Raw genomic sequence first — 24,183 nt, 5'->3', positions numbered from 1 at the left:
GGCTTTCTTAAAGTAAATCGACGTTCAATGCATGAAGCCTTCCATGAAACCCGCCACCTGGCTGGCGAGTTTGCGCCGCCATGGCGCGGTCGCCGGGTTGGCCAGGGTCTGGTCTTCGTGGACGAAACTTTTGATGATCGCGTTGTAGCCAAGCCAGCGGCACGGCTCCGGCTCCCACGCGCGCAGCGCATGAATGCCGCCGTCCGGCAGCACCCACGGCTGGCGAACCAGTTCGGTGTCGCGCTCAAGAATCAAGTCCGCCAGGGTGCGGCCGCCGAGATTGCTAGCGCCGACGCCCTCCCCGCCATATCCGCCGGACAACGCGATGCCGTTGGCACGATCGCAAAGCATGTGCGGTTTGAAGTGCCGGGACATCCCGAGGTTGCCGCCCCAGGCGTGGGTGATCTGCACGTTTTTCAGCTGCGGGAACAGTTCGCCGAACAGATAACGGCGCAACTCGACTTCATCACGAGTCAGATCAAAGTTATGGCGCAGCTTGCCAGCGAACTGGTAACCGCCACGGGCGCCGAAGATCAGCCGATTGTCGGCACTGCGCTGGCCGTAAGTGACCTGACGACTGAATTCGCTGAACGCCTGACCACGGTTGAGGCCAATTTCGTCCCAAGTCGCGGCAGACAATGGCTCGGTGGCGACAATCAGGCTTTGCACCGGTAGCTGATAGCGGCCCAGCGGTGGCAAGGTCACCGAATAACCTTCGACGGCTGGCACAATCCAGCGACTGCGCACGGAGGCTTTCGCCGTGCGTAGACTGCCCGACTGCCAATGGGTAACCGGGCTGTTTTCGTAGATCTTCACGCCCATGCTCTGCACGATGCGCGCCAGGCCGCGCACCAGTTTCGCCGGGTGGATGGTCGCCACGTGCGGCGCGTAAATCCCGCCATAAGGCTTGGCGACGCGGATCTGCTGGGCCAGTTGCTCGGGGCTGAGCCAACGATAATCGTCATCGGTCAGGCCTTGGGCGTGCAGTTTGCCCAAGTACTCGCGCAGAGAGGCTTCTTGTTCCGGATAACGCGCCGCGCAGTACAGCACGCCGCCCTTGCGGTAATCGCAATCGATGCCTTCGCGTTCGAGGACGACTTCCACTTCATCGGGAATGCTGTGCAGCAGATCGAAGGACGCGCGACGCTGCTCTGGCGAGAGGCCGCCCAATAACCGATCTTCGCCGAGCAGGTTGCCCATCAACCAGCCGCCATTGCGACCGGAAGCGCCGAAACCGGCGGTCTGTGCTTCGACAATCGCGATGTCGAGTCCCGGCGCGAGTTTCTTCAGGTAGTACGCGGTCCACAGCCCGGTGTAACCGGCGCCGATGATCGCCACGTCGACGTCCAGATCACGCTCAAGCTCGGGCCGCGCGGTCAGCGGCTCATCGAGTTGGTCCATCCACAAACTGATAGTGCGCCACGCCGGCATGCAAGACTCCGCCACTGAAAACCTTCGATGGCGTCGATCCTAGTGGCTGTGCTCAGTGGATGTCTTGCGCGCGTGCCCGCAAAGAAATTTGTTTGGCGTAAGCCTTCGGCGACTGGCCGGTGTGCTGGCGGAAACAGCTGTAGAACGCCGATAACGAATTGAAACCCGCAGCGAAAGCCAGTTCATCGATGCGCACCGGCGGCGTGGCGTTATCGAGCGAGCGCAGCAGATGTTGCAGGCGCGCCTGATTGACGTAGCGATAGAAGCTTTGCCCAAGCACCTGGTTGAGCAGATAGGAAATCTGATTGCGGCTGTACCCGCACTCCTTCGCCACCCGCTGCAAATCGAGTTCGGGATCAAGATACGGCTGTTGCTTTTCGAAATACTGCTGCAGGTCTTCGGCCATAAAACTCAACTGACGCGGCGACAAGCCCAGGCGACTGACTGCCGGGCGCTGACTTGACGAGGCCTTGCCCGCCGTTTGCGTGCGCACCAGCGAAGCGTATTCGTTGACGCGCCAGATCAGCCCGTCCCTGACCGTGAGCGCCTCGCTGGAGCGAAACGACACCAGTCCGTCGCCGCCGCGCAAGGTCACTTCGTATTGAATGAAAGCGGTGTTGCCGTCGACGCGAATACGGTCGCAATGCTCAAGCAGTTCGTCGGATTCTCGCGGCATGCTGACGCGCACGTACTCGCGTAACTCGTTGAGGCCGAGCACGCGGTTCTGGAAGAAATCGTTGTACTGAATGTCCGGATGATACAGCGCCATGACGCTGTCGAGGTCGCGGTGTTTCCAGCTCAGGTGATAGCGCATGACCGTTGCAGCCGTGGCTTGGGTCTGTTCAGGGCCGTCGTCGTCGGCGTGCATAAAAGGCTCGGCGCAAAAAACCCGAGCTTGCCCAAGTTCGCCACAGGCTTCAATGACTAATCCGTAATGGCGTTTTGGCGATGATTGCGTAGGCCGTGACTTACATCAAAAAATGCGAAGCAATCGCAAAATGAACTGAAAAATCTCACAGGAATTTCACATGCGGATGCTACTTTTAATGTCAGTCACCGGTTGAGCCAATGAAGGCTCTTCCCACCTAACATGAGCAAACGGAAGCGCTCGATGAAGAAGGCGGGCAACATATGAATAAAGGGTCAAGCAAAGTCACGTTTCCCAACGCATGCCAGTTGATGCGCTGGCATTTCCATCCGATGGGTTTCGAGGCAACGATGGACGCACCGGGCAGTATGATCGCCCGACTGTTCGATCGTGCCAGCGGCGAAACCATGATCGCTATCGCCGGGATCCCGTGCGCGACGGTGATGAATGCAGCGGATGTCGAGCGAATCATCGAGGCTGTGGAGGACGAACTTGAAGCGTTCGTTCCACCGGAGTCTCTCAGGAGTTACGCGTAAGCTTATGATTTAAAACGAAAAGCCCGCAGCGATGCGGGCTTTTTTGTGCTCACGCGGTTTGCTTGGCGGTGCGGTGATCAATGAAGAACGGCTTGCCCTTGGCCACCCGGTCGGACGCCCGGGGCATGTTCACCGCTTGCGCTTCCTGCGGTTCGACATACCAGTAGCAATGGCTGACCGCCCGCGTGATGCCGACATACGCCAGGCGCAGGATTTCGTCTTTTTGCGCCGTGTCGTAGGGCTCGCTGTCGCCCGACTTGCCCAGGCCCGCCATGCGATAGACCTGATTCTTGTAGGGCGAACTGGTCAGATGCTGGCAATCGCCGAGCAGAAACACCGCGTCAGCCTGCAAGCCTTTGGCGCTGTGGTAGGTCAGTTGCTTCAGGCGTCGCGCTTCGTACGGCAAGCTCGAATCAACATTAACTACAGACTGAATATGCTGTTCAATCAATAACTTATCGCTGCTTTTTCGATAAAGCATCAAGATCGAATGACCTTGACGATAATGTTCGGCAAGGCGCTGGCCCAAGGCCTGATCGTCGCGTTCCAGCACGTTGACCGGTTGCAACGGCTTGGGTGCGCCGCTGGCCTTGGCTTTTTTGCCCGGAATCGCCGGCGCCGCGCGAACGATATGTTCAGCGGCATCAATGATGTGCTGGTGACTGCGGTAGTTATCACTGAGCATTACCCGCGTAGTGCTCGGCGACGGGAACTCCTTGTCGAACGCCATGAAATAACTCGGCGAACTGCCGCGCCAACCGTAAATCGACTGCCAGTCATCACCGACGCACAGCAACGACGAACGCTGCGCGCCCCGCCCGACGTGCATGGCCGGGCCACGACTGCGGATTTCCGTCAGACTTGCGCGAATCCACGAGACGATCTGTGGTGAAACGTCCTGAAATTCGTCGATCATCAAGTGCGACAACGGCCTGAGTAACTCGTCGCTCAACAGCTTGAGGTTCTCCGGTGAATGTTCGCTGAACAGCGCGAACATGCGGTTGTAGGTCATGATCGGCGGTTTCTGATCGAGCAAATGATCTTCAAAGGCGCGCCAGAACAGACTCAAGGCCTCAAAGAAGAAACGATCCGGGTCGTCCTTGGCAAAACTCATGCGACCGACGGCGTCAGGCACATCCAGGCCGAGGTTCTCGATGAAGCCTGCCGCCGCCACAAAACAGTCGAGCAATGGCGCGGAAGCCAGCTCACCCTTGACCTTGTAATCGAAGCCCGGCCCGGCACTGGCATCGCCTGCCAATGAAGCCAGAACACGTTTTGATGATTCATAACTATCAATCCAGATCAAAGGCTTACGACAGAAAGCTTGAAACAGGGTGCGCTTGACTGCCCACTCTGCGCGCACGCTGAGCTTGGCGTTTGGCCGACTGACCTGCGGGTTTTCCCGCGGATCGAAACCGAGCACCACCCACGCATCCAGGCTCGGAATATAACCATGACAATGAAATTTCGCGCCGTTGATATCGAAACTCTGCCGATTCGGCTCAATGCCCTTGATCGGCCAGGCACCCGCACGGAACCACAGATATTCGATGGCGTCGCACAGCTCTTCGTCGCGCCGCGATGCCAGCTCCGTTACCGCGACGCGCTTCTGCACATCCGGGTGATCACGCTCCAGCTCCTTGAGCTGCAAACCGGCGCGGGACAGTGGCTGAATCAAATGTCGAAAACGCTCGTCCTCGTTGAACAAGCGGTGATAGCAGGCGTTGAGTTGCTGACGTTGCGCATCGTTGATGCGCAGGTCGAACGGATTACTGTCGACCTCCTCCTCAGCACCCTGAACTCGATGACTGAGGTTTTCAAAGGCCTGCAAGCGCTCGAAACCCGGCAAGCTGCGCACCATCGGCAGGATGCGCGAGTGGAAGGTGCGCACCAGTTCGCGTGCCTGCCGCAGGTTCAGCGCGTGCCCCCAGAGCGCGAACAACTCGATCAGTTTGTTGATGAAATCCTTGCGCGACTCGCGGGTGAAGGTCACTACGGTCATCGAATCCAGCTCAAAACCCAGATAGTGGTTGAGCAACAGAATACGCAGAACCAGCGTGGTGGACTTACCCGCGCCCGCGCCGGCAACCACTGAGGTTGACGGGGTTTCGCTGAAAATCATCTTCCATTGCGCGGTACTTGGCTGAGCATGCTCAGGCAACAAATGGGCAACATCGGCCTTCATGCGTTTTTTCAGCTCGGCCGTCAACGGCAGGCGCCAATCATCGAACAGATGATTGTCGACGCTGGGCGGGCGATGCTCGGTGTTGCGGCTGTCACGGATCAGCAGCACCTGCCGGCCCTCTTCCAGCCCCTCAAGCTTGCCTTGCTTAAAGCCATATTCGACGCCAGCGGTATGGCCACTGCGGAAACCATCGGCCTGACCGTGCAACCACGACGCACGGTGCTGCGCGCGCAGTCGGGTCAAACCGTGGCCGAAGAAGCGTGCAGCCAGGCGTTTGAACCATGGCATCTCGGCCAAGGGGCGAAGTTCGGGAGGAAGATCGGGGGTGTGTTGCGCCACGCTGACGGGCTCCAGTGTGTGAGGCTGTTGCGGCTATGGTGTCTGTATTTGCCGCTCAGTTCTAGCGAAATGCTTTCAGGTCATTGGTTTAGGCGATGAACTGAAGGTGGGATGAGATGCTTCACAGCTATTTTCTTATCGAGTATTTCGATTATAACGCCGCACTTTTTACGCTTTTTATCGATTATTGACTGATAGATGATGGCCGTCATAAACCACCGGTCTCGCGTCGGGTGCGCCCTTCACACCTCGCGTCGAACCTTTTGAGGAGACGATCATGCTTGAACTCAGACCCTTCAGCTCGCTGGGCGGCGCCCATCACGGCTGGCTGGATGCCCATCACCACTTTTCGTTCGCCGAGTACTACGACCCGCAGCGCATGAGCTGGGGCAACCTGCGGGTGTGGAACGATGACGTGATCGCAGCCGGCACTGGCTTTCCCCAGCATCCGCATCGCGACATGGAAATCATCACGTATGTCCGTGAAGGTGCGATCACTCACCAGGACAACCTGGGCAACAAGGGCCGCACCGAAGCTGGCGACGTGCAGGTGATGAGCGCGGGTACCGGCATTGCTCACAGCGAATACAACCTGGAAGCCAAGGACACCAAGATCTTCCAGATCTGGATCCTGCCAACGGAAACCGGCGCACCGCCCTCCTGGGGGGCCAAACCGTTCCCGAAAGGCCAGCGCGAAGGTTTTGTCACCTTGGCCAGCGGCAAGGACGGCGACGACCAGAGCCTGCGGATTCGCGCTGATGCGCGATTGGTCGCAGCCAACCTCAAGGCGGGCGAAACTGCCGAATATCATCTGGATGAAGGCCGTCGCGCCTATCTGGTGCCGGCCACTGGCCTGATTGAAGTCAACGGCCTGCGCGCACAAGCTCGAGACGGCGTGGCGGTAGCGCAGGAGCGAGTGCTGAGCGTTACGGCCCTTGAGGACAGCGAAATCGTCTTGGTGGATCTGGCCTGATGGCTTGAATGGCAGACAAAAAAAGGGGCAACCATCACGGTTGCCCCTTTTTTCATGCGCTCGCCAACATCATCAGCCGGCGATTGCGCCATCCACCAGCGCCTGCGCTTCGACGACCAGTTGCTTGAGGTGGTCGTCACCGATGAAGCTTTCGGCGTAGATCTTGTAGATGTCTTCAGTGCCCGACGGACGCGCGGCGAACCAGCCGTTTTCCGTCATCACTTTCAGACCGCCAATCGCCTGATCGTTGCCCGGTGCATGGCTGAGAATGCTCTGGATCTTCTCGCCAGCCAGTTCGGTCGAAGTGACCTGTGCAGGCGACAACTTGCTCAGCAACGCTTTCTGCTCCGGATTGGCCTTGGCGTCGACACGTACCGAGAACGGCTCGCCCAGCTCATCGGTCAATGCCTTGTAGGCCTGGCTCGGATCGCGACCGGTGCGTGCGGTAATTTCAGCGGCGAGCAACGCAGGGATCAGACCGTCCTTGTCGGTGCTCCACACGCCACCGTCCTTGCGCAGGAACGATGCGCCCGCGCTCTCTTCGCCACCGAAGCCGAGCGAGCCATCGAACAGGCCGTCGGCGAACCATTTGAAACCGACCGGAACTTCGTACAGACGACGCCCCAAGCGCTTGGCCACGCGATCGATCAGACCGCTGCTGACCACGGTTTTACCCACGCCGGCATCCGCACGCCACTGCGGGCGGTTCTGGAACAGGTAATCGATCGATACGGCCAGATAGTTGTTCGGCGCAAGCAGTCCACCGGACGGCGTGACGATACCGTGGCGGTCGTGATCCGGGTCGCAAGCGAAGGCCACGTCGAAACGTTCTTTGAGACCGATCAGGCCTTGCATCGCGTGGCTGGACGACGGGTCCATGCGAATCTGGCCATCCCAGTCGACGGTCATGAAACGGAACGTCGCGTCGACTTCCTTGTTCACCACTTGCAGATCGAGGCGGTAATGCTCGGCAATCGCCGACCAGTAGCGCACCCCTGCTCCACCCAGCGGATCAACGCCCAGACGCAGCTTGGCGTCACGGATGGCGTCGAAGTCGATCACGTTGATCAGGTCGGCGACGTAGGTGTTCACGTAGTCATGACGATGCGTGGTGCTGGCCTTGAGCGCCTGTTCGTAGCTGATGCGCTTCACACCGGCCAGCTTGTTGGCCAGCAACTCATTGGCTTTGGCTTCGATCCACTTGGTGATGTGGGTATCGGCCGGCCCGCCGTTGGTTGGGTTGTACTTGTACCCACCGCTTTGTGGCGGGTTGTGCGACGGCGTGATGACGATGCCGTCCGCCAGGCCCGAAGTACGGCCACGGTTGTAGCACAGAATGGCGTGGGAAATGGCGGGTGTCGGCGTGTACTCATCACCTTCGGCAATCATCACGGTCACACCGTTGGCGGCCAGGACTTCCAGCGCGCTGGCGCCGGCCGGAGTCGACAGTGCGTGGGTGTCGATGCCGACAAACAGCGGCCCGGTGATCCCTTGGGCTTCGCGGTACAGACAGATCGCCTGGCTGATGGCCAGAACGTGCCACTCGTTGAAACTCAAGTCGAACGAGCTGCCCCGGTGCCCGGACGTACCGAACGCCACACGCTGAGTGGAAATCGAGGCGTCGGGCTGTCCAGTGTAGTAAGCCGTCACCAGTCGCGGGATATCGACCAACAATTCTGCCGGTGCCGGTTTGCCCGCAAAAGGACTGAGTGTCATGCAAAACCTCTGAAATAGAGTGGTTCAGGAATAGAGCGCAGTTTACTGGCAGTTTGACCGCAGTGCGATGGGATCTATCCGGGACTCTCCCGATGTTTTTTAACGTTAGTCAGCAGGTGCAAGGCGCAAGGCGTCACCGATTAGCCCGACCACACTGGCCAGGTCATGCTCACCATGGCTCAGCGGGCTCAACCGCAGATGGTGCGCATGCAGGCTTTGCAGGCTGAATAGCTCACCAGGTGCAATAACGATCTGCTGTCTGAGCAATCGCTGGAAGACCTGCGCCATGTTCACTGGTCGCAGCGAATGTACCCACACGGTCGCGCCACCCTCGGGTTCGACAACCTGCATCGCATCGCCAAGACGTTCGCGCAACAATTCGATCAATTGCGTACGACGCTCCTTGAGCATTCGCCGCAGTACCAATAAATGCTGATCCAGTCGGCCTCCCCCCAACAACCTGGCAATGGCTTTCTGGCGAATCGGCGACAACCGAAACGCGCGCAACAGGAAATGCCGCTGCAACTCACTGCGCCAATGACGCGACAGCACATAACCGAAAGGCGCCTCGGCCCCGACGAACTTTTCGAACGTGGAAAACACCACTAAACGATCGGGGTCCAGCCAGTCGCGCATCCGTTGCGCGTCATTGCCTTCATGGAGTTCGCTGTAACAATCGTTTTCCAGCACCCAGGTACCATGACGGCCAAGCAAATGCGCGACTGCCTGCTGATTGCTCAGCGGTAGAAGACTGCCCCGGGGCATGCTCAACACTGACGACAAAAGCATCAAACGCACCGTCTCGCTCTTGAGCACCGACTCCAGCCGCTGAAGATCAATCATGCCCCCGGGAAGCAGCGGCAACTCGATGACCCGTACTTCGGCGGCCTCCAGCAGACGCAGGATCACCCAGTCACAGGGCGATTCGACGACCACGGTGGCCCGACGCAACTCAAGCACGGAAATCAGAATTTCCAATACACCGCGCAGGTCGGCGCCGATATAGACGTCATCCGCACGCCAGTAATTGGCCGTGGATGAGGTGTAGCGGGCGGCCAGCACCGTGCGCAACTCCAGCTCTCCACAAGGTTGCACCAACGCATGTGGCTGACGCGGGTACTGACGCAGCAATTCCCGCTCCAACATCAATAACGGGCTATCCAGCGGCTGTAGCGAGGCCGGCTCATCGGCGCTCAGCACGCACATGCCCGGGCGCCTGGCATTGACGTAAACGGTTTCCAGCAAATCACTGCCGCTATCCGGCGAATCCATCATGTGCAGCGCTTGCGCGTAGTACCCGGACTTGGCAATTGAATAGACTCGACCTTCCTTTTCCAGCAGCGAGTAGGCGTACTGGACGGTCGAGATCGACACATTGAGCCGGTCAGACAATTGCCGGAGTGAGGGCAGGCGCACCGCCCCACCGTTCCCCGCCTCATCTATCAGCAGCGTCAGGTATCGATAAACCGCCTGATAAACGAAGTCATTCTCCCTCGACCCCTTCACAACCCCGTATCCGTGGGCATGGGTTCATCTCCAGGCAAGCGGCTCACGATCAACCTTCCGCCGATCGATCAGCGGTCGGCTCGGCCGCCGCGTCAACCGCACCGAGGTTCTGCGCGGCCGAATCTCCAGGCGCAGACATACGAACCGCCCCCATTGCATACAAACGCACAATCAACCTGACCGGCAGCCCACTGACATCCGTCATCCATTTCATCACCTGTTCCGGCGCATGCAGGCCCTGCATCGCCCGGTGCAGATCCGGCAATGCCACCAACATGCCGGGGTGACAATTACGCAAAAATCGCTCAAGTCCGGCCCCCGCGTTAATGAACGGTGAAAACAACAGGCACGTCAGCTGGATTTCATTCAGTTCAAAACTGGCCAGCAGAGAGCTTTCCGCCTGGGCGCGCAGATTCCCGGGCTCCTGCAAATTGTCGAAGCTGGCCAGCAACTGTTCGCATACCGGTTCAGGGACCTGTTTTTGCCGCATCGTTATCAGGCTGCGTTTGAGGTAATCACCGACGCCGTCCTCATAGTTCCGCTCCTCGATGAGTTGCGCCTGCAAACCTCGTAAATGTGCAGCCACCTTAGGCTCTACGTGTTCGTCATCACCTTGATAAAGCGTCAGATCGTCAACCTGAAACCCTAGAAAATCACTCAACAAAGGCCAGCGCTCTTCGAGTTTGCCGACAATCATGTCGTTGATACTGATAAAGCTGGTACGCCGACAGGCCTCGAATTGACCCTCCGGACGCCACGCCACCCGCTCCTCTTCGGGATAAAACTCACGGTAATAATCACCGCCCAGCCCGTCGAGCAGCGTAAACAGCATTTCAAAGCCGCAAGAACTCTCCGGCGGCGCGGCAATCTCAGCCTTCTGCGCGGCACGCCCCAGCCCTTCGAGGAAGTGGCTCTGTCGACGCGGGGACTCACTGCCGACCATGGCATCGACGCCATTGTTCCAGCGGGCCACCTGACCATAGAACTCGGCAGTTGCCAGATAAGCGTCATCCCATAGCTCAAGTGGTTCGTTCCAGCTTCGACGATGCCCGATCAGCAGCAGGTTGATACGGTTGGCCTCGCGCCCGGCTTCGCTTATGGGTAGCTGGTGATCAAACGGCAATACCTCGCGGTGGTCGACCATCACCAGTTCTACCCGGGGATCGTCATACAGGAACAGTGCGCTGTAGCTGCGATGCATGTTTTGCAGGGACACCTGGCTGCTGCCGTTCCAGCGCAGGTTGGCCACCCGCAACTGAAAGGTCGCGGGTGAACGGCCAGCGATGGTCAACTGCGCCGCCCGCAGTAACGCCAGCGTGTAACAACTGTCGCGCGACCCTGACTGGTTCACCAGCACCTTGAAATGACCGATGTTCTCCATGCCGCCGGCGGCCACTGCCAGTCGCTGGATCAGCAGTTGCAGCGCCGTGCGTTCTGCGCGCGAGAAGAAACTCAGCAAACGTTGCAATACTTGCTGGTAGACATAGTTCATTGCCTGATCATGGATCGTGCTCATCGGTATTTACCCGGTATAAAAAGTTTCATGCCGCGCAGACTGACACATCAGCCCAGCGACAATTGATCAATAAGTAATAGACGCTCAGATGCTAACACTTACAAGTTTGAAGTTATTTGAAACACTTGAACTGACAAAGCGCCTTCCGCCGCTCAAAAACGGTCTCAAACCTCTGTAATTACTGGGATATTTTTTTCGGAACGCAGTCCTAGGAAATTTCCCACAGAGTCCCACGCCAAGTGAGCACAAGAAAAAGAGAAGCAGTTTCCGAATAGCCCTACAACAATTAAACAAAAGTTGCCGCGATCAACGGTTTTCGACGCGTTATATCGAACAGGACAAATTGAATGCACAGACATGGCTCATTCCTTGAGATGAAAGTAATCATTCAATTATCAGGGCTTATATTGTGATTAGAAGATACAGATAGAGAGCAAAAACCAGTTCAGTTGCTGAACGGACCCGGGCATAGCGCCAGGGAGCTCGGTTTTCAGGGGAGGATAAACGCACAAGAGTCCGTGGGGCCACGGACTCTGATTAAAGGGGCTTACGCCGGTTCGACCTGCAGAGCGACCCGTTCGCGGCATGGGCATTCGTCCATGTAACGATGCGCTTCGACGAACTCGTTGAACGGAAATACACGCGTCTTGAGCGGCAGCAGCACGCGGTCAGCGGTCAACTGGTTGATGTCACGCAAGGCACGTTGCAAGGCGACGTGATCCTGAGTGATGCCCAATTCCGGCTTGCCGGTGAAGTTGCCGATGCAGTGCACAAAGAACTGGATGTTCTTCTGGAACGCTGCGCAGGCCGGGAATGGCGTCTGGTTGCCGCCTTGCAAACCGTACAACACCAGGCTGCCACGTGGCGCCAGCACATCGCCCAGCAGCGACATCTGCGGGCCACCGAGACCGTCGAACACCACGTCGACACCACGGTTGTCGGTGATCTTGTTGATTCGCATCAACAGATCTTCCTCTTCGGTGACGATGACCTTCTCAGCGCCCAGCGACAGCAAATACTCGCGCTCCTCGGCCTCCTTGGTCGCGGCAATCACCCGCACGCCCATCGCCTTGCCCAACTGGACAAACGAAGGACCGGCGCAATGGCTGGCGTCAGTGACCAGCGCGAACTGCCCCGGCTTGACCCGCGCCAGATCGGCGTAGGCAAAGTAGGCGATCAGCAGCGGCGTGTAGTGCACGCTGGCTTCGATCGGGCTGAGCACATCCGGATAACGGGTCAGCGCGGTACGCGGAAGTACAATCGATTCGCCGTAGACCGGGTAGTCGTTCGCACTCTCAGCCGGAAAGCTGGCGACCTTGTCACCCACTGCCAGATCATCGACACCGTCGCCGACAGCGGTGATCACACCGGCCATCTCGTGACCAAGACCCGCAGGCAGTCGCGCCTGAGACGAGGCCAGATTCTGACGCCAAAGGGTGTCATACCAGCTGATGCCGATCGCCTCGACACGCACCTGCACTTCGCCAGGACCTGGCTGAGCGGCCGCATGCTCTTCGCATTTGAGCACCTCGGCCGGACCAAACTTGTGAAAACGGATCGTGCGGGACATCGCAAACCTCGTCAAAGTAACCTCTAATGCCCTGAACTCTATCTGGGCTTTTGACCCAAGACTATCAGTGGCTATTAATAGTCGACATGCCTGTCATTGATTCCGCACCAGGGGCGGCATTGGCAAAATCCATGAAAAAACTACTGCCAACGTCTCACTCAAGCTGAATTTTCCGGTGCAGAGTACCAGTCTTTCCCCGTAAGATTCATGCCGGCCATTGTTCTCATATGGCTGCTCTCGTCAAGCTTGATGACTCTGCCAGGACTCCAGATGAATCGTAATGACCTGCGTCGTGTCGACCTGAACCTGTTGATCGTATTCGAAACATTGATGCACGAACGCAGTGTGACCCGGGCGGCAGAAAAGCTCTTTCTCGGTCAGCCAGCAATCAGTGCGGCCCTTTCGCGCCTGCGCAGCCTGTTCGATGACCCGCTATTTGTACGCACCGGGCGCAGCATGGAACCGTCCGCCCGCGCGGTGGAAATCTTCGCCCTGCTCTCGCCGGCCCTCGATTCGATTTCGACCGCCGTCAGCCGTGCGGCCGAATTCGACCCGGCAACCAGCACCTCGGTTTTTCGCATTGGCCTGTCCGACGACGTCGAGTTCGCCCTGCTGCCGATGCTGCTGAAGCGCCTGCGCGCGGAGGCACCGGGAATCGTGCTGGTGATCCGTCGCGTCAATTACATATTGATGCCGGGCCTGTTGGCCTCCGGCGAGATATCCATTGGCGTCAGCTACACCACAGACCTGCCGGCCAACGCCAAGCGCAAGGTCCTGCGCCGCAGCGCGCCAAAATTGCTGCGCGCCGATACCGTGCCGGGGCCGTTGAGCCTGGATGACTACTGCGCGCGTCCACATGCACTGGTGTCGTTTGCTGGCGATCTCAGTGGCTTTATTGATGAAGAGCTGGAGAAACTGGGGCGCAAGCGGCATGTGGTGCTAGCGGTGCCGCAGTTCAATGGTTTGAGTACGCTGCTCGCGGGCACCGACATCGTGGCGACCGTACCGGATTACACGGCGGATGCGCTGACGGCGGCTGGTGGGGTTCGGGCGGAAGATCCGCCGTTGCCGACGCGCACGTTTGAACTGCACATGGCTTGGCGTGGATCGCAGGATAATGATCCGGGTGAGCGGTGGTTGCGGTCGCGGATTCAGATGTTTTTCGGCGATCCAGATAGCCTGTGAATCCGCGCTGGCAGTTCTGAATATTATTGAACGCAAGCGTAGCTTGCGGCATTCTTCGCAACGAAATTTCCAGGGACGGTAAAATTTGATGCGTACTTCACGTATGCAAGCGCTTGTGCCCCTCGCCTCTTCAAACACCACCGGTGTGATTGAAGGCGAACACTCGCATCCGTCCGGATGCACATGGGGTCAATGTCTCGCAGAGCTGACACCACATCCTCACCATTCCCGATTACTACGACCACCAAGGCTGTCGATCCAGCGAACAGCCCTGGCTGTTCTACGATACGGCTATTCATCACGGCTGCCCGATCTGACCTCTTGAAACGGAACTTCGCATGAGCGGAAAACCTGCTGCACGCCTCACGGACCCCACTAGCTGCCCTCTTCCGGGACATGGCACGAATCCCATTGCCAGTGGCTCGCCCAATGTGAACTTTGACGGGCTTGCTGCCGCCCGGATGACCGACAAATCCGCTTGTGGCAGTCCGATCACGGGAGGCGTCAGCTCGACCGTTTTCATCAATGGTTTGAATGCTGCGACGATCGACAGCACGGGCGGACACGGCAACATCGTTGTGGGCGGTTCCGGAACAGTCATCATCGGCGACACCTTCGTCTCGGCACCTTTCAGCGGTCTGCTGCCGATGCCGGTGCACTTCAGCGACAAGATCAAATTGATCGACGAAAGCACCGGTGAGCCCATGCCTAATCATGCCTACGCGATTCAGCGCGCGGACGGCAGTTTCGAGTACGGCACCAGTGATTCGCTGGGGTTCACTCACGTCGTGAGTTCACACGTGGCAGAAACCTTCAAACTATTTCTGGAAGATTGAAAACATGCCGGCAGAGCAAATCCAGCTTCCCAATGGAAATACCGCGAGTCTGGCCGTCACGCCGACGTTAACACTCGTGAAGGATCAGTCGGTAAAGACGGCTCCCGTTCCCGTAAAGAAGGCGATCGTTTTTTTCATTGGTGGGGCTGCCGACCAAGAGAAATACTATTTTCAAGGCGCGTTCCACAATATCGACGACGCAAAAAAACAGCTCGACGGCAAAATTGCGGGCAGCGCCAAGCTGCCGGCGAAATACACGGGGTTCCCTAAAAGTTATAAGGATGCAAGGGGTTCCGGCGATATCCAGACTCACTTCATCGACAACATTCCCAGCAAATCCTGTCCGGTTTACATCGTCGGCCACAGCCTCGGCGGATGGAACGGCGCACATCTGTCACAGATCCTTTCCGAAGCCGGTTACACCATCAAATATCTGGTGACACTCGATCCAGTGGGTGAAGGATTCCTGGTATGGCTGGGTTCCGACATCTATTTTTCGGAGCCAACGCCTGTCGCTGAAACATGGATCAACATCCGGGCCAACGCCAGTACACCTGACCAATCTGACGGTGTCGCAGAATTCGGGGAGCGTTGGATGATCGAGTCTGGTCCGACCATCAACAAGACCATTGATAGGCACCATGCATCTGCTGACTGGATGTTTATAGAACCTGTGCAAGGGACGAAGTCCGCCTGCGATCTGATTTTTGACTCAATCAACGGTATTTTCGGCCAATGAACAGCTTCCGCGCGGTCATTTACCTGGGCGTTCTACTCTGCACCGGCTGCGTAAAAACGGCCAGCATTCCGCCCGCCGACCTCACGCTATCGTCGTTTGAACTCGGCCCCGCCAATCTGTTCACGGCCCACTTCAACTCCACTGTGGATTTGCAGAACGCTTTCAATGATTACGAAAACTCCAACCAGCTCAACCCTACCCTGATCTGCTCTCTCAATCGCGACATGGAGTTCTCATCCGAGCATTCAATCGCGGTAAAAGCCGAAGGGCGAGTGAACGCAAGCGGTCAAGCCAGGCCCAATTACAAGTTTTCCTCCGACCTGATCTTCTACTACACCAATCCGGATGGTACGCAACGCGACTTGAATGACTACGACGCCATCAAACCGTTGCTGACGTCGCAAACTTCGATCCCGTGCAAAGTTCGCATAACCGCCTATGGGTATGAGGCCTATTACACGAACACGTTATTCATCCCCTCCAGGATCATGATTGAACAGATCTTCAGATAGCCGCGCTTTGCTGAACCTGGCGCAAGGATTTGGAGAAGCGCTGGTCGTCAGGTGAGCCCCCATAAAAAAGCCCGGAAACCTTCCCCGGGCTTTTTCATTTGTGCGCCTCTTTTGCATTTTTGTGCGACACATCCCCTTTCAGGACTCCCGCAAGGCTCTGACACGGTGTTAGGTTGTAAGCGTATGTGTCTCAACCTTGAGACACGCCTAACTCACTGCCCTGCAAAGGAATGCCCTTCGTAATGAATGTCCCTTTCAAAAAACTGGCTGCCACCACGTTGATGCTGGCCGGTCTTGCCGTGTTCACGGCGCCCGCGCAAGCCAATATCACCCCGCAGCAGAGCGCTGAAATTCTCAAGACTTACAGTGCAGACAAAGCCACAGACTTCCGTCAGTTCCTCGGCAGCCTGAGCAAGAGCGATCTGGCGAAAACCGCAAACATTGGTCCGGCGATTGGCGCCTATCTCGATAACAAGACTTTAAACGCCGATCAGCAGAACGAAATCTATCGTCTGCTGGGTCTCTACACGCGAGCGAAATACAGCGCTGCCGCCACTGAAACCCTGCGCGAACTGGTGGAAATCCCGACCTTTCGCAAGGACGGCGTCGAGCAGCACGACAACCCGGAATTCATCAAGATCGCCGCGAAGATCAAAAGTCTCGCCGAGTCGTTCAATCTGAAATTCCGCAACATCGACAACCGCGTCTACGAGATTTCCCTCGATGGCAGCGGTGATGAAGTGGTTGGTATTCACGCGCACGCCGACGTGGTGCCGGTGACGCCGGAAAACTGGGTGCTCAAGGATGGCACTCGCCTCGACCCGTTCAAGATCACCCTGATCGGCGATCGCATGTACGGTCGCGGCACCGAGGATGACAAGAACGGTATCGTCGTCACGCTGTATGCCATGAAAGTCATCAAGGAAGAAAAACTGCCGCTGGTGCGCAACTTCAAGTTGCTGGTCGACACCACCGAAGAAACCACGGGCGACGCGATCCCTTACTACTTCGAACGCAACCCGACGCCAAACTACAACCTGGCGCTGGACGGCGGCTACCCGGTGGTGATTGCCGAGAAAGGCTACGGCACCGTCATGGCCAACTTTGCCAAGCGCAAAGGTGAAGGCAAAGGCGCGGAAATCATCTCGATGACCGGTGGCCTGGCAACCAACCAGATTCCGTCGGCGTCGGTCGCCACCCTGGTAACCGACAAGCCTGCGGAACTGGCCGCCAGTCTGCAAAAGGCCGGTGACGAGTTTGCCAAGCGCAATGGCGGCGATTTCCAGGTGAGCGCCAAGGTCGACGGCAAAGACGTCAAACTCACCGTGACTGGCGTATCTGCGCACTCCTCCGAGCCCGAATCCGGGGTAAACCCGGTCGCGCGGATGCTGGTCTTTATCAATAGCCTTGATGGCAAAGTCGCGTTCAAGCACAACCACATCACCGATGCCGCACGTTACGCTGCCGACAATTGGGGTCTGGATTACCTGGGCAACAAGTTGAATGTCGGTTTCTCCGATGCCTTCATGGGGCCGCTGACTACCTCGCTGACCTACGTCGGCATGGACGAAAAAGCGTTCAAACTCGCGGTCAACCTGCGCGTTCCGAAAGGTAAGTCGCCGGAGAAGCTCAAAGCTGAAATCGCTGAGAAACTGGCGGCGTGGAGCAAAAAGAGCCATGTAGCCGTTGCCTTCGACTATTCGATCGCCGAGCCGATGTACCGCAACCCTGAAGGTGAGTGGGTCAAGGCGCTGCTGGCGGTATCGACTGAAAATCTGGGCATGAAACACGAGTTCGGCACCTCCGCTGGCGCCACCTCGGTGCATGAATTGCCGAACGGTGTGCAGTTTGGTCTGGCCATGCCGAACGTGAAATACACCGGTCACACCGATGGCGAGTTCAAGACTGTGGAGCAATTCCAGCTGGATCTGCAGATCGTGACTGAAATGATCGGACGCATCGGCCAGTTGCCGAAACTCTGACCGCATTGTCGAACCCGCCGCCGTGGCGGGTTCGGCATTTTTAATCCCCGCGTAATCCCCGCAGTGCAGCTTCTCTCCTGACTTTTGCACACCGGGCAACACAGAATTGCCCTCAGAGAGATTGATAGCCACCTAACGAAAGGTGCATGCTAGAGGGCTCGTTCGGGTCTTATATCATTCCGAATGATAGTTACCTTTGCTTCATTCGATTCGTGCCATCACACCCCGCCGAGCATCATCCGCCCATCTTCAATACATTGGCGGATGCATCCATGGAACAGTCACTCAAACATTTGCGCTTCCCGTTGGCCATGTTGGCCGTACTGGTGATGAGCGCCTGCGGCAAGACTCCGGAGACTGCCGCCACTATGCCCGCTGCGAAAGTCAGCGTGGCCAAGGTGCTCGAGCAACCGGTCAACGAGTGGGACGAATTCACCGGGCGCCTCGAAGCGCCGGAAACCGTTGAAATCCGTCCACGGGTCTCCGGCCAGATTGATGACGTCGCTTTCACTGAAGGCGCACTGGTCAAGAAAGGCGACCTGCTGTTCCAGATCGATCCGCGTCCATTCCAGGCTGAGGTACGCCGCCTCGAAGCCCTGGTCGCTCAATCCCGCGCCAACGCCACCCGCAGTGAAAACGAAGCCGGTCGTGGTGAACGCCTGCGTGCCAGCAACGCCATTTCCGCCGAACTGGCTGACTCGCGCACCAGCGCCGCTCAAGAAGCCCGCGCCGCCGTCGGTGCCCTGCAAGCGCAACTGGATCTGGCCAAACTGAACCTCAGCTTCACCCGCGTCACCGCGCCGATCAGTGGCCGCGTCAGCCGTGCCGAGATCACCGCCGGTAACCTGGTGACCGCCGACACCACGCCGCTGACCAGTGTGGTTTCCACCGACCGTGTTTATGCCTACTTCGACGCCGACGAGCGTGTGTTCCTCAAATACACCCAACTCGCCCGTAACGGTCAGCGCGGCGCGACCACCCCGGTGTACATGGGCCTGTCCAACGAAGACGGCAACCCGCACCTCGGTCAGATGAACTTCGTCGATAACCAGGTCAACCCGAAAACCGGCACCATCCGTGGTCGCGCGGTGTTCGACAACAGCGATGGCACCTACACCCCGGGCCTGTACGCACGCCTGAAACTGGTCGGCAGCGGCACCTACAACGCCATGCTGATCAACGATGAAGCGGTCGGCACTGACCTGGGCAAGAAGTTCGTACTGGTGATGGATGCGGACAACAAAACCGCGTACCGCGCCGTTGAACTGGGTCCGAAGATCGAAGGCCTGCGCATCGTCCGTACCGGCCTGAACAAGGACGACACGATCATCGTCAAGGGTCTGCAACGGGTTCGTCCTGGCTCCCCGGTTACCCCTGAAGTGGTGCCGATGGCCAGCGAACAGACCATCGCGGCACTCGCTCAACAACGTCAAGCGCTGGAAGCCAGCAACCTGCCCAAAGTCGCTCCTGCCAAAGGCGCGTCTGGTTCGGTTGTGAAGCTGGCCGCTACGACCCCACGCGGTTAAGGGACGACAACTCCGATGAATTTTTCCCAATTCTTCATTTCACGGCCGATCTTCGCAGCGGTGCTGTCGCTGTTGATCCTGATCGCCGGTGCAATCTCGCTGTTCCAGCTACCGATCAGCGAATACCCGGAAGTCGTGCCACCCACCGTGGTGGTACGTGCCAACTTCCCGGGCGCCAACCCTAAAGTCATCGGTGAAACCGTGGCCGCTCCGCTGGAGCAGGCCATCACCGGCGTCGAGAACATGCTGTACATGTCCTCGCAGTCGACCGCCGACGGCAAGATCACCCTGACCATTACCTTCGCCCTGGGCACTGACCTGGACAATGCGCAGGTGCAGGTGCAAAACCGGGTGACCCGTACCGAGCCGAAACTTCCCGAAGAAGTGACGCGCATCGGTATCACCGTCGACAAAGCGTCGCCCGACCTGACCATGGTTGTGCACTTGACCTCCCCGGACAAGCGCTACGACATGCTCTACCTGTCCAACTACGCAATCCTCAACATCAAGGATGAGCTGGCTCGTCTGAACGGTGTTGGTGATGTGCAGTTGTTTGGTATGGGCGACTACTCGCTGCGTGTCTGGCTTGACCCGAACAAGACCGCTTCGCGCAATCTGACGGCGACTGATGTGGTCACCGCAATTCGTGAACAGAACCGTCAAGTCGCGGCCGGTCAACTCGGTGCGCCTCCTGCCCCGAATGCCCAGAGCTTCCAGCTGTCGGTCAACACGCAGGGCCGTCTGGTCTCCGAGGAAGAGTTCGAGAACATCATTATTCGCGCAGGCGACAACGGTGAAATCACTCGCCTCAAAGACATCGCTCGCGTCGAGCTGGGCTCCAGCCAATACGCGCTGCGTTCGTTGCTGGACAACCAGCCGGCAGTGGCCATTCCGATCTTCCAGCGCCCAGGCTCCAATGCCATCGACATCTCGAACGAAGTTCGCGGCAAGATGGACGAGCTGAAGAAAAACTTCCCGCAAGGCATGGATTACAGCATCGTCTATGACCCGACGATCTTCGTGCGAGGCTCGATCGAGGCGGTGGTTCACACCCTCTTTGAAGCGCTGATTCTCGTAGTGCTGGTGGTGATCCTGTTCCTGCAAACCTGGCGTGCCTCGATCATTCCGCTGGTGGCAGTGCCGGTGTCGTTGATCGGTACGTTTGCGGTGATGCACCTGTTCGGCTTCTCGCTCAACGCTTTGTCGCTGTTCGGTCTGGTACTGGCGATCGGTATCGTGGTGGACGACGCCATCGTGGTGGTGGAGAACGTCGAGCGCAATATCGAGCTCGGATTGAATCCGGTCGAAGCCACCAAGCGCGCCATGCGTGAAGTGACCGGCCCGATCGTTGCCACGGCTCTGGTGCTGTGTGCGGTGTTCATTCCGGCCGCGTTTATCTCCGGCCTCACCGGGCAGTTCTACAAGCAGTTCGCACTGACTATTGCAATCTCGACCGTGATCTCGGCGTTCAACTCGCTGACCCTGTCGCCAGCACTGGCCGCTGTGTTGCTGAAAAGCCATGACGCACCGAAAGACCGCTTCTCCAAAGTGCTCGACAAGATCTTCGGTGGCTGGTTGTTCCGTCCGTTCAACCGTTTCTTCGACCGTGCCAGCCATGGTTATGTCGGCACCGTGCGCCGGGTTATCCGTGGCAGCGGCATCGCCCTGCTGCTGTACGTAGGCCTGATGGTGCTGACCTTCTTCGGTTTCTCCAGCACCCCGACCGGTTTCGTACCCGGCCAGGACAAGCAATACCTGGTGGCTTTCGCGCAATTGCCGGACGCTTCTAGCCTGGATCGCACTGAAGACGTGATCAAGCGCATGTCCGACCTGGCGCTGAAACAGCCAGGCGTGGAAAGCGCCGTAGCGTTCCCGGGCCTGTCGATCAACGGCTTCACCAACAGCCCGAACGCCGGCATCGTCTTCGTGACCCTGAAACCGTTCGACGAACGTAAAGATCCGAGCATGTCCGCCGGTGCAATTGCCGGAGCCTTGAACGGCCAGTACGCGAACATTCAAGAGGCGTACATGGCGATCTTCCCGCCACCGCCGGTACAAGGTCTGGGCACCATTGGTGGTTTCCGCCTGCAAATCGAAGACCGGGGCAACCTGGGCTACGACGAGCTGTACAAAGAGACCATGAACATCATCAACAAAAGCCACAGCGTGCCGGAACTGGCCGGGCTGTTCACCAGCTACACAGTGAACGTGCCTCAGGTCGATGCCGCCATCGACCGTGAAAAAGCCAAGACTCACGGCGTGGCCGTCAGCGACATCTTCGACACCCTGCAGATCTATCTGGGTTCGCTGTATGCCAACGACTTCAACCGCTTCGGGCGCACCTATCAGGTCAACGTTCAGGCCGAGCAACAGTTCCGCCTCGAATCCGATCAGATCGGTCAGCTGAAAGTACGCAACAACAAAGGCGAAATGATCCCGCTGGCGACCTTCATCAAGGTCAGCGACACCTCGGGTCCGGATCGCGTGATGCACTACAACGGCTTCATCACTGCAGAAATCAACGGCGCGGCTGCCCCGGGCTACAGCTCCGGCCAGGCCGAGAAAGCCATCGAGAAACTGCTGAAGGATGAACTGCCAAACGGCATGACCTACGAGTGGACCGACCTGACTTACCAGCAGATCCTGTCCGGCAACACCGCGCTGTTCGTGTTCCCGCTCTGCGTACTGCTGGCGTTCCTGGTGCTCGCCGCTCAATACGAAAGCTGGAGCCTGCCACTGGCGGTGATCCTGATCGTACCGATGACCCTGCTGTCGGCCATCACCGGCGTGATCATCTCGGGCGGTGACAACAACATCTTCACCCAGATCGGCTTGATCGTACTGGTGGGACTTGCCTGTAAGAACGCGATTCTGATCGTCGAGTTCGCCAAGGACAAACAGGAAGAAGGCCTCGATCCGCTCGCGGCGGTACTCGAAGCCTGCCGCCTGCGTCTGCGGCCGATCCTGATGACCTCCTTCGCGTTCATCATGGGTGTGGTGCCACTGGTGTTCTCCAGCGGTGCAGGTGCCGAGATGCGTCACGCCATGGGTGTGGCGGTGTTCTCCGGCATGCTCGGGGTGACCTTCTTCGGTCTGTTGCTGACACCAGTGTTTTACGTACTGATCCGTAACTTTGTCGAACGCGGCGAAGCCCGCAAAGCGGCCAAAGCTCTGAAACTGGAGGCGCAACAATGAGTCTGAAAGTCTTCCTGCCGAGTCTGCTGGTGCTGGCCCTCAGTGCCTGCGCCGTCGGCCCCGACTACAAGACCCCAGCCACGGAGGCAGCCAATATCAAGGCCGCCACCGACGGCGCCGCCGGGCAAAAGAACTTCGACCGTTCTAAATTCGAAGGCATCTGGTGGCAGCAATTCGACGATCCGACCCTCAACCAGTTGGTGACCCAATCACTGCAAGGCAACCGTGAACTGCGCGTGGCGTTCGCCCGCTGGAAAGCCGCCCGGGCGATCCGCGACGACGCCAGCAACGATGCGATGCCGACCATCACCAGCCGCGCCAGCAGTGATCTGGCCAAGGGGCAAATCCCTGGCCAGACCACCGACCGGGTCAATAGCGAACGCTATGACCTCGGTCTGGACATGGCCTGGGAGCTGGACCTGTTTGGCCGCATTCAGCGCAATCTGGAAGCCAGCGACGCCGACCAGCAAGCGGCCGAAGCCGATCTGTACCAACTGCAAGTCACCATGATTGCCGAACTGGTAGACGCTTACGGTCAACTGCGTGGTGCCCAGTTGCGCGAAAAAATCGCCGTGGCCAACCTGAAAAACCAGGAAGAGTCGCGCAAGATCACCATCAGCCTGCGAGACGCCGGTGTCGGTGATCAGCTCGATGTCGAGCGCGCGGATGCGCGTCTGGCCAACGTTGAAGCCACTGTGCCGCAATTGCAGGCTGAACAGGTTCGGCAGAAAAACCGAATCGCCACCCTGCTCGGTGAGCGTCCGGACAAGCTGACCGTTGATCTGAGTCCAAAAGACTTGCCGGCGATTGCCAAGGCCTTGCCGATTGGTGATCCGGGCGAACTGCTGCAGCGTCGTCCGGACATTCTCAGCGCCGAACGCAAACTGGCTTCGGCCACGGCGCGTATCGGCGTGGCGAAAGCCGATCTGTTCCCACGGGTCAGCCTCAGCGGCTTCCTCGGCTGGACGGCCGGGCGTGGTTCGCAGATCGGTTCCTCGGCGGCCAACGCCTGGGCACTCGGCCCGAGCATTACGTGGGCAGCGTTCGACCTTGGCAGCGTGCGCGCGCGTTTGCGTGGCGCCGATGCTGATGCCGAAGGCGCATTGGCGACTTACGAGCAACAAGTGCTGCTGGCACTGGAAGAATCGGAAAACGCCTTCAGCGATTACGGCAAGCGTCAGCAACGCCTGATCTCGTTGATCCGTCAGAGTGAATCAAGCCGCAAGGCTGCTGACCTGGCTGAAATCCGCTATCGCGAAGGCACCACGGACTTCCTCGTACTGCTCGACGCTCAGCGTGAACGTCTGAACGCCGAAGACAGTCAGGCCCAGGCCGAAGTCGACCTGTATCGCGGCATCGTCGCGATCTACAAGGCCCTTGGCGGCGGCTGGCAACCGGAGACTGTCGCCAGCAAGTAATCGATTGTTAAAGAGCTCCTTTGGTTGGCCGCAACCAACCAATTTTTTTGCCCCGCGTATCATTCGGTCGCGGGGCTTTTTTTATTTTTGATCAATGAAATCTTGTGGCAGCGAGCCTGCTCGCGAATGCGGTGTGTCAGGCGACACCAT

At 58.3% G+C, this 24,183-nt stretch carries 17 protein-coding genes; 10 read left to right on the top strand and 7 right to left on the bottom strand.

The features are described 5' to 3' along the window. Positions 1-24: 24 nt before the first annotated feature. Complete coding sequence (locus tag BMY54_RS09465) at positions 25-1,431, bottom strand: NAD(P)/FAD-dependent oxidoreductase (protein ID WP_093431314.1); 1,407 nt, start codon at positions 1,429-1,431, stop codon at positions 25-27. A 52-nt stretch (positions 1,432-1,483) separates the two neighbouring features. Continuing rightward, the gene (locus tag BMY54_RS09460) at positions 1,484-2,299 is read right to left on the bottom strand and encodes a helix-turn-helix domain-containing protein (protein ID WP_093431311.1); all 816 of its coding nucleotides are present in this window, start codon (positions 2,297-2,299) and stop codon (positions 1,484-1,486) included. Between the two features lie 263 nt (positions 2,300-2,562). Between BMY54_RS09460 and BMY54_RS09455 the strand changes: the two genes are divergently transcribed. After that, a complete protein-coding gene (locus tag BMY54_RS09455) occupies positions 2,563-2,835 on the top strand; it encodes a DUF1652 domain-containing protein (RefSeq protein WP_038367758.1) in 273 nt (90 codons plus the stop codon). Between the two features lie 49 nt (positions 2,836-2,884). On the opposite strand, the gene BMY54_RS09450 is transcribed toward BMY54_RS09455, so the two are convergent. Beyond that, positions 2,885-5,359 (bottom strand): UvrD-helicase domain-containing protein, encoded by a 2,475-nt coding sequence (locus BMY54_RS09450; RefSeq protein ID WP_093431309.1) that lies wholly within the window; start codon positions 5,357-5,359, stop codon positions 2,885-2,887. A 277-nt stretch (positions 5,360-5,636) separates the two neighbouring features. Here BMY54_RS09450 and BMY54_RS09445 point away from each other — a divergent pair, with 277 nt between their 5' ends. Then, entirely contained in the window at positions 5,637-6,332 is a 696-nt protein-coding gene (locus BMY54_RS09445) for a pirin family protein (RefSeq protein WP_093431306.1), read from the top strand. Between the two features lie 72 nt (positions 6,333-6,404). Here BMY54_RS09445 and pgm read toward each other — a convergent pair whose 3' ends face one another. From pgm to BMY54_RS09425, 4 genes are all read right to left on the bottom strand, one after another. After that, positions 6,405-8,048, bottom strand: coding sequence for a phosphoglucomutase (alpha-D-glucose-1,6-bisphosphate-dependent) (gene pgm / locus BMY54_RS09440; RefSeq protein WP_093431303.1), 1,644 nt, complete (start codon positions 8,046-8,048; stop codon positions 6,405-6,407). Between the two features lie 105 nt (positions 8,049-8,153). Then, on the bottom strand, positions 8,154-9,554 hold the full coding sequence (locus tag BMY54_RS09435) for an aminotransferase-like domain-containing protein (RefSeq protein ID WP_093431301.1): 1,401 nt from the start codon (positions 9,552-9,554) through the stop codon (positions 8,154-8,156). A 49-nt stretch (positions 9,555-9,603) separates the two neighbouring features. After that, entirely contained in the window at positions 9,604-11,070 is a 1,467-nt protein-coding gene (locus BMY54_RS09430; protein ID WP_093431298.1) for a hypothetical protein, read from the bottom strand. Positions 11,071-11,617: 547 nt separating this feature from the next. Then, the gene (locus tag BMY54_RS09425) at positions 11,618-12,640 is read right to left on the bottom strand and encodes a zinc-dependent alcohol dehydrogenase family protein (protein WP_016983050.1); all 1,023 of its coding nucleotides are present in this window, start codon (positions 12,638-12,640) and stop codon (positions 11,618-11,620) included. A gap of 270 nt (positions 12,641-12,910) precedes the next feature. Between BMY54_RS09425 and BMY54_RS09420 the strand changes: the two genes are divergently transcribed. The 8 genes from BMY54_RS09420 to BMY54_RS09385 all read left to right on the top strand — a co-directional run bounded on the left by BMY54_RS09420 (position 12,911) and on the right by BMY54_RS09385 (position 24,033). Beyond that, complete coding sequence (locus BMY54_RS09420; RefSeq protein WP_093431295.1) at positions 12,911-13,825, top strand: LysR family transcriptional regulator; 915 nt, start codon at positions 12,911-12,913, stop codon at positions 13,823-13,825. Positions 13,826-14,163: 338 nt separating this feature from the next. Continuing rightward, positions 14,164-14,661, top strand: coding sequence for a PAAR domain-containing protein (locus BMY54_RS09415; RefSeq protein ID WP_007914923.1), 498 nt, complete (start codon positions 14,164-14,166; stop codon positions 14,659-14,661). Between the two features lie 4 nt (positions 14,662-14,665). After that, positions 14,666-15,400: an alpha/beta hydrolase family protein gene (locus BMY54_RS09410; RefSeq protein WP_007914925.1), complete on the top strand. Its 735-nt coding sequence runs from the start codon at positions 14,666-14,668 to the stop codon at positions 15,398-15,400. Continuing rightward, positions 15,397-15,912, top strand: a complete 516-nt coding sequence (locus tag BMY54_RS09405) for a hypothetical protein (protein WP_093431292.1) — start codon at positions 15,397-15,399, stop codon at positions 15,910-15,912. The genes BMY54_RS09410 and BMY54_RS09405 overlap by 4 nt, the downstream gene beginning before the upstream one ends. Positions 15,913-16,154: 242 nt before the next feature. Next, on the top strand, positions 16,155-17,894 hold the full coding sequence (locus BMY54_RS09400; RefSeq protein ID WP_093431289.1) for a dipeptidase: 1,740 nt from the start codon (positions 16,155-16,157) through the stop codon (positions 17,892-17,894). Between the two features lie 272 nt (positions 17,895-18,166). Beyond that, a complete protein-coding gene (gene mexE, locus BMY54_RS09395; protein ID WP_093431287.1) occupies positions 18,167-19,420 on the top strand; it encodes a multidrug efflux RND transporter periplasmic adaptor subunit MexE in 1,254 nt (417 codons plus the stop codon). A gap of 15 nt (positions 19,421-19,435) precedes the next feature. Further along, on the top strand, positions 19,436-22,615 hold the full coding sequence (locus BMY54_RS09390) for an efflux RND transporter permease subunit (protein WP_093431285.1): 3,180 nt from the start codon (positions 19,436-19,438) through the stop codon (positions 22,613-22,615). Next, positions 22,612-24,033, top strand: a complete 1,422-nt coding sequence (locus tag BMY54_RS09385; protein WP_093431283.1) for an efflux transporter outer membrane subunit — start codon at positions 22,612-22,614, stop codon at positions 24,031-24,033. Before BMY54_RS09390 ends, BMY54_RS09385 begins: the two co-directional genes overlap by 4 nt. Positions 24,034-24,183 lie beyond the last annotated feature (150 nt).

Origin of the sequence: Pseudomonas sp. ok266 (assembly GCF_900110195.1) — a bacterium.
Lineage (GTDB): Bacteria > Pseudomonadota > Gammaproteobacteria > Pseudomonadales > Pseudomonadaceae > Aquipseudomonas > Aquipseudomonas neuropathica.
Note: the sequence above shows the minus strand (reverse complement) of the source record. Positions and strands in the feature narration are given on the sequence as shown.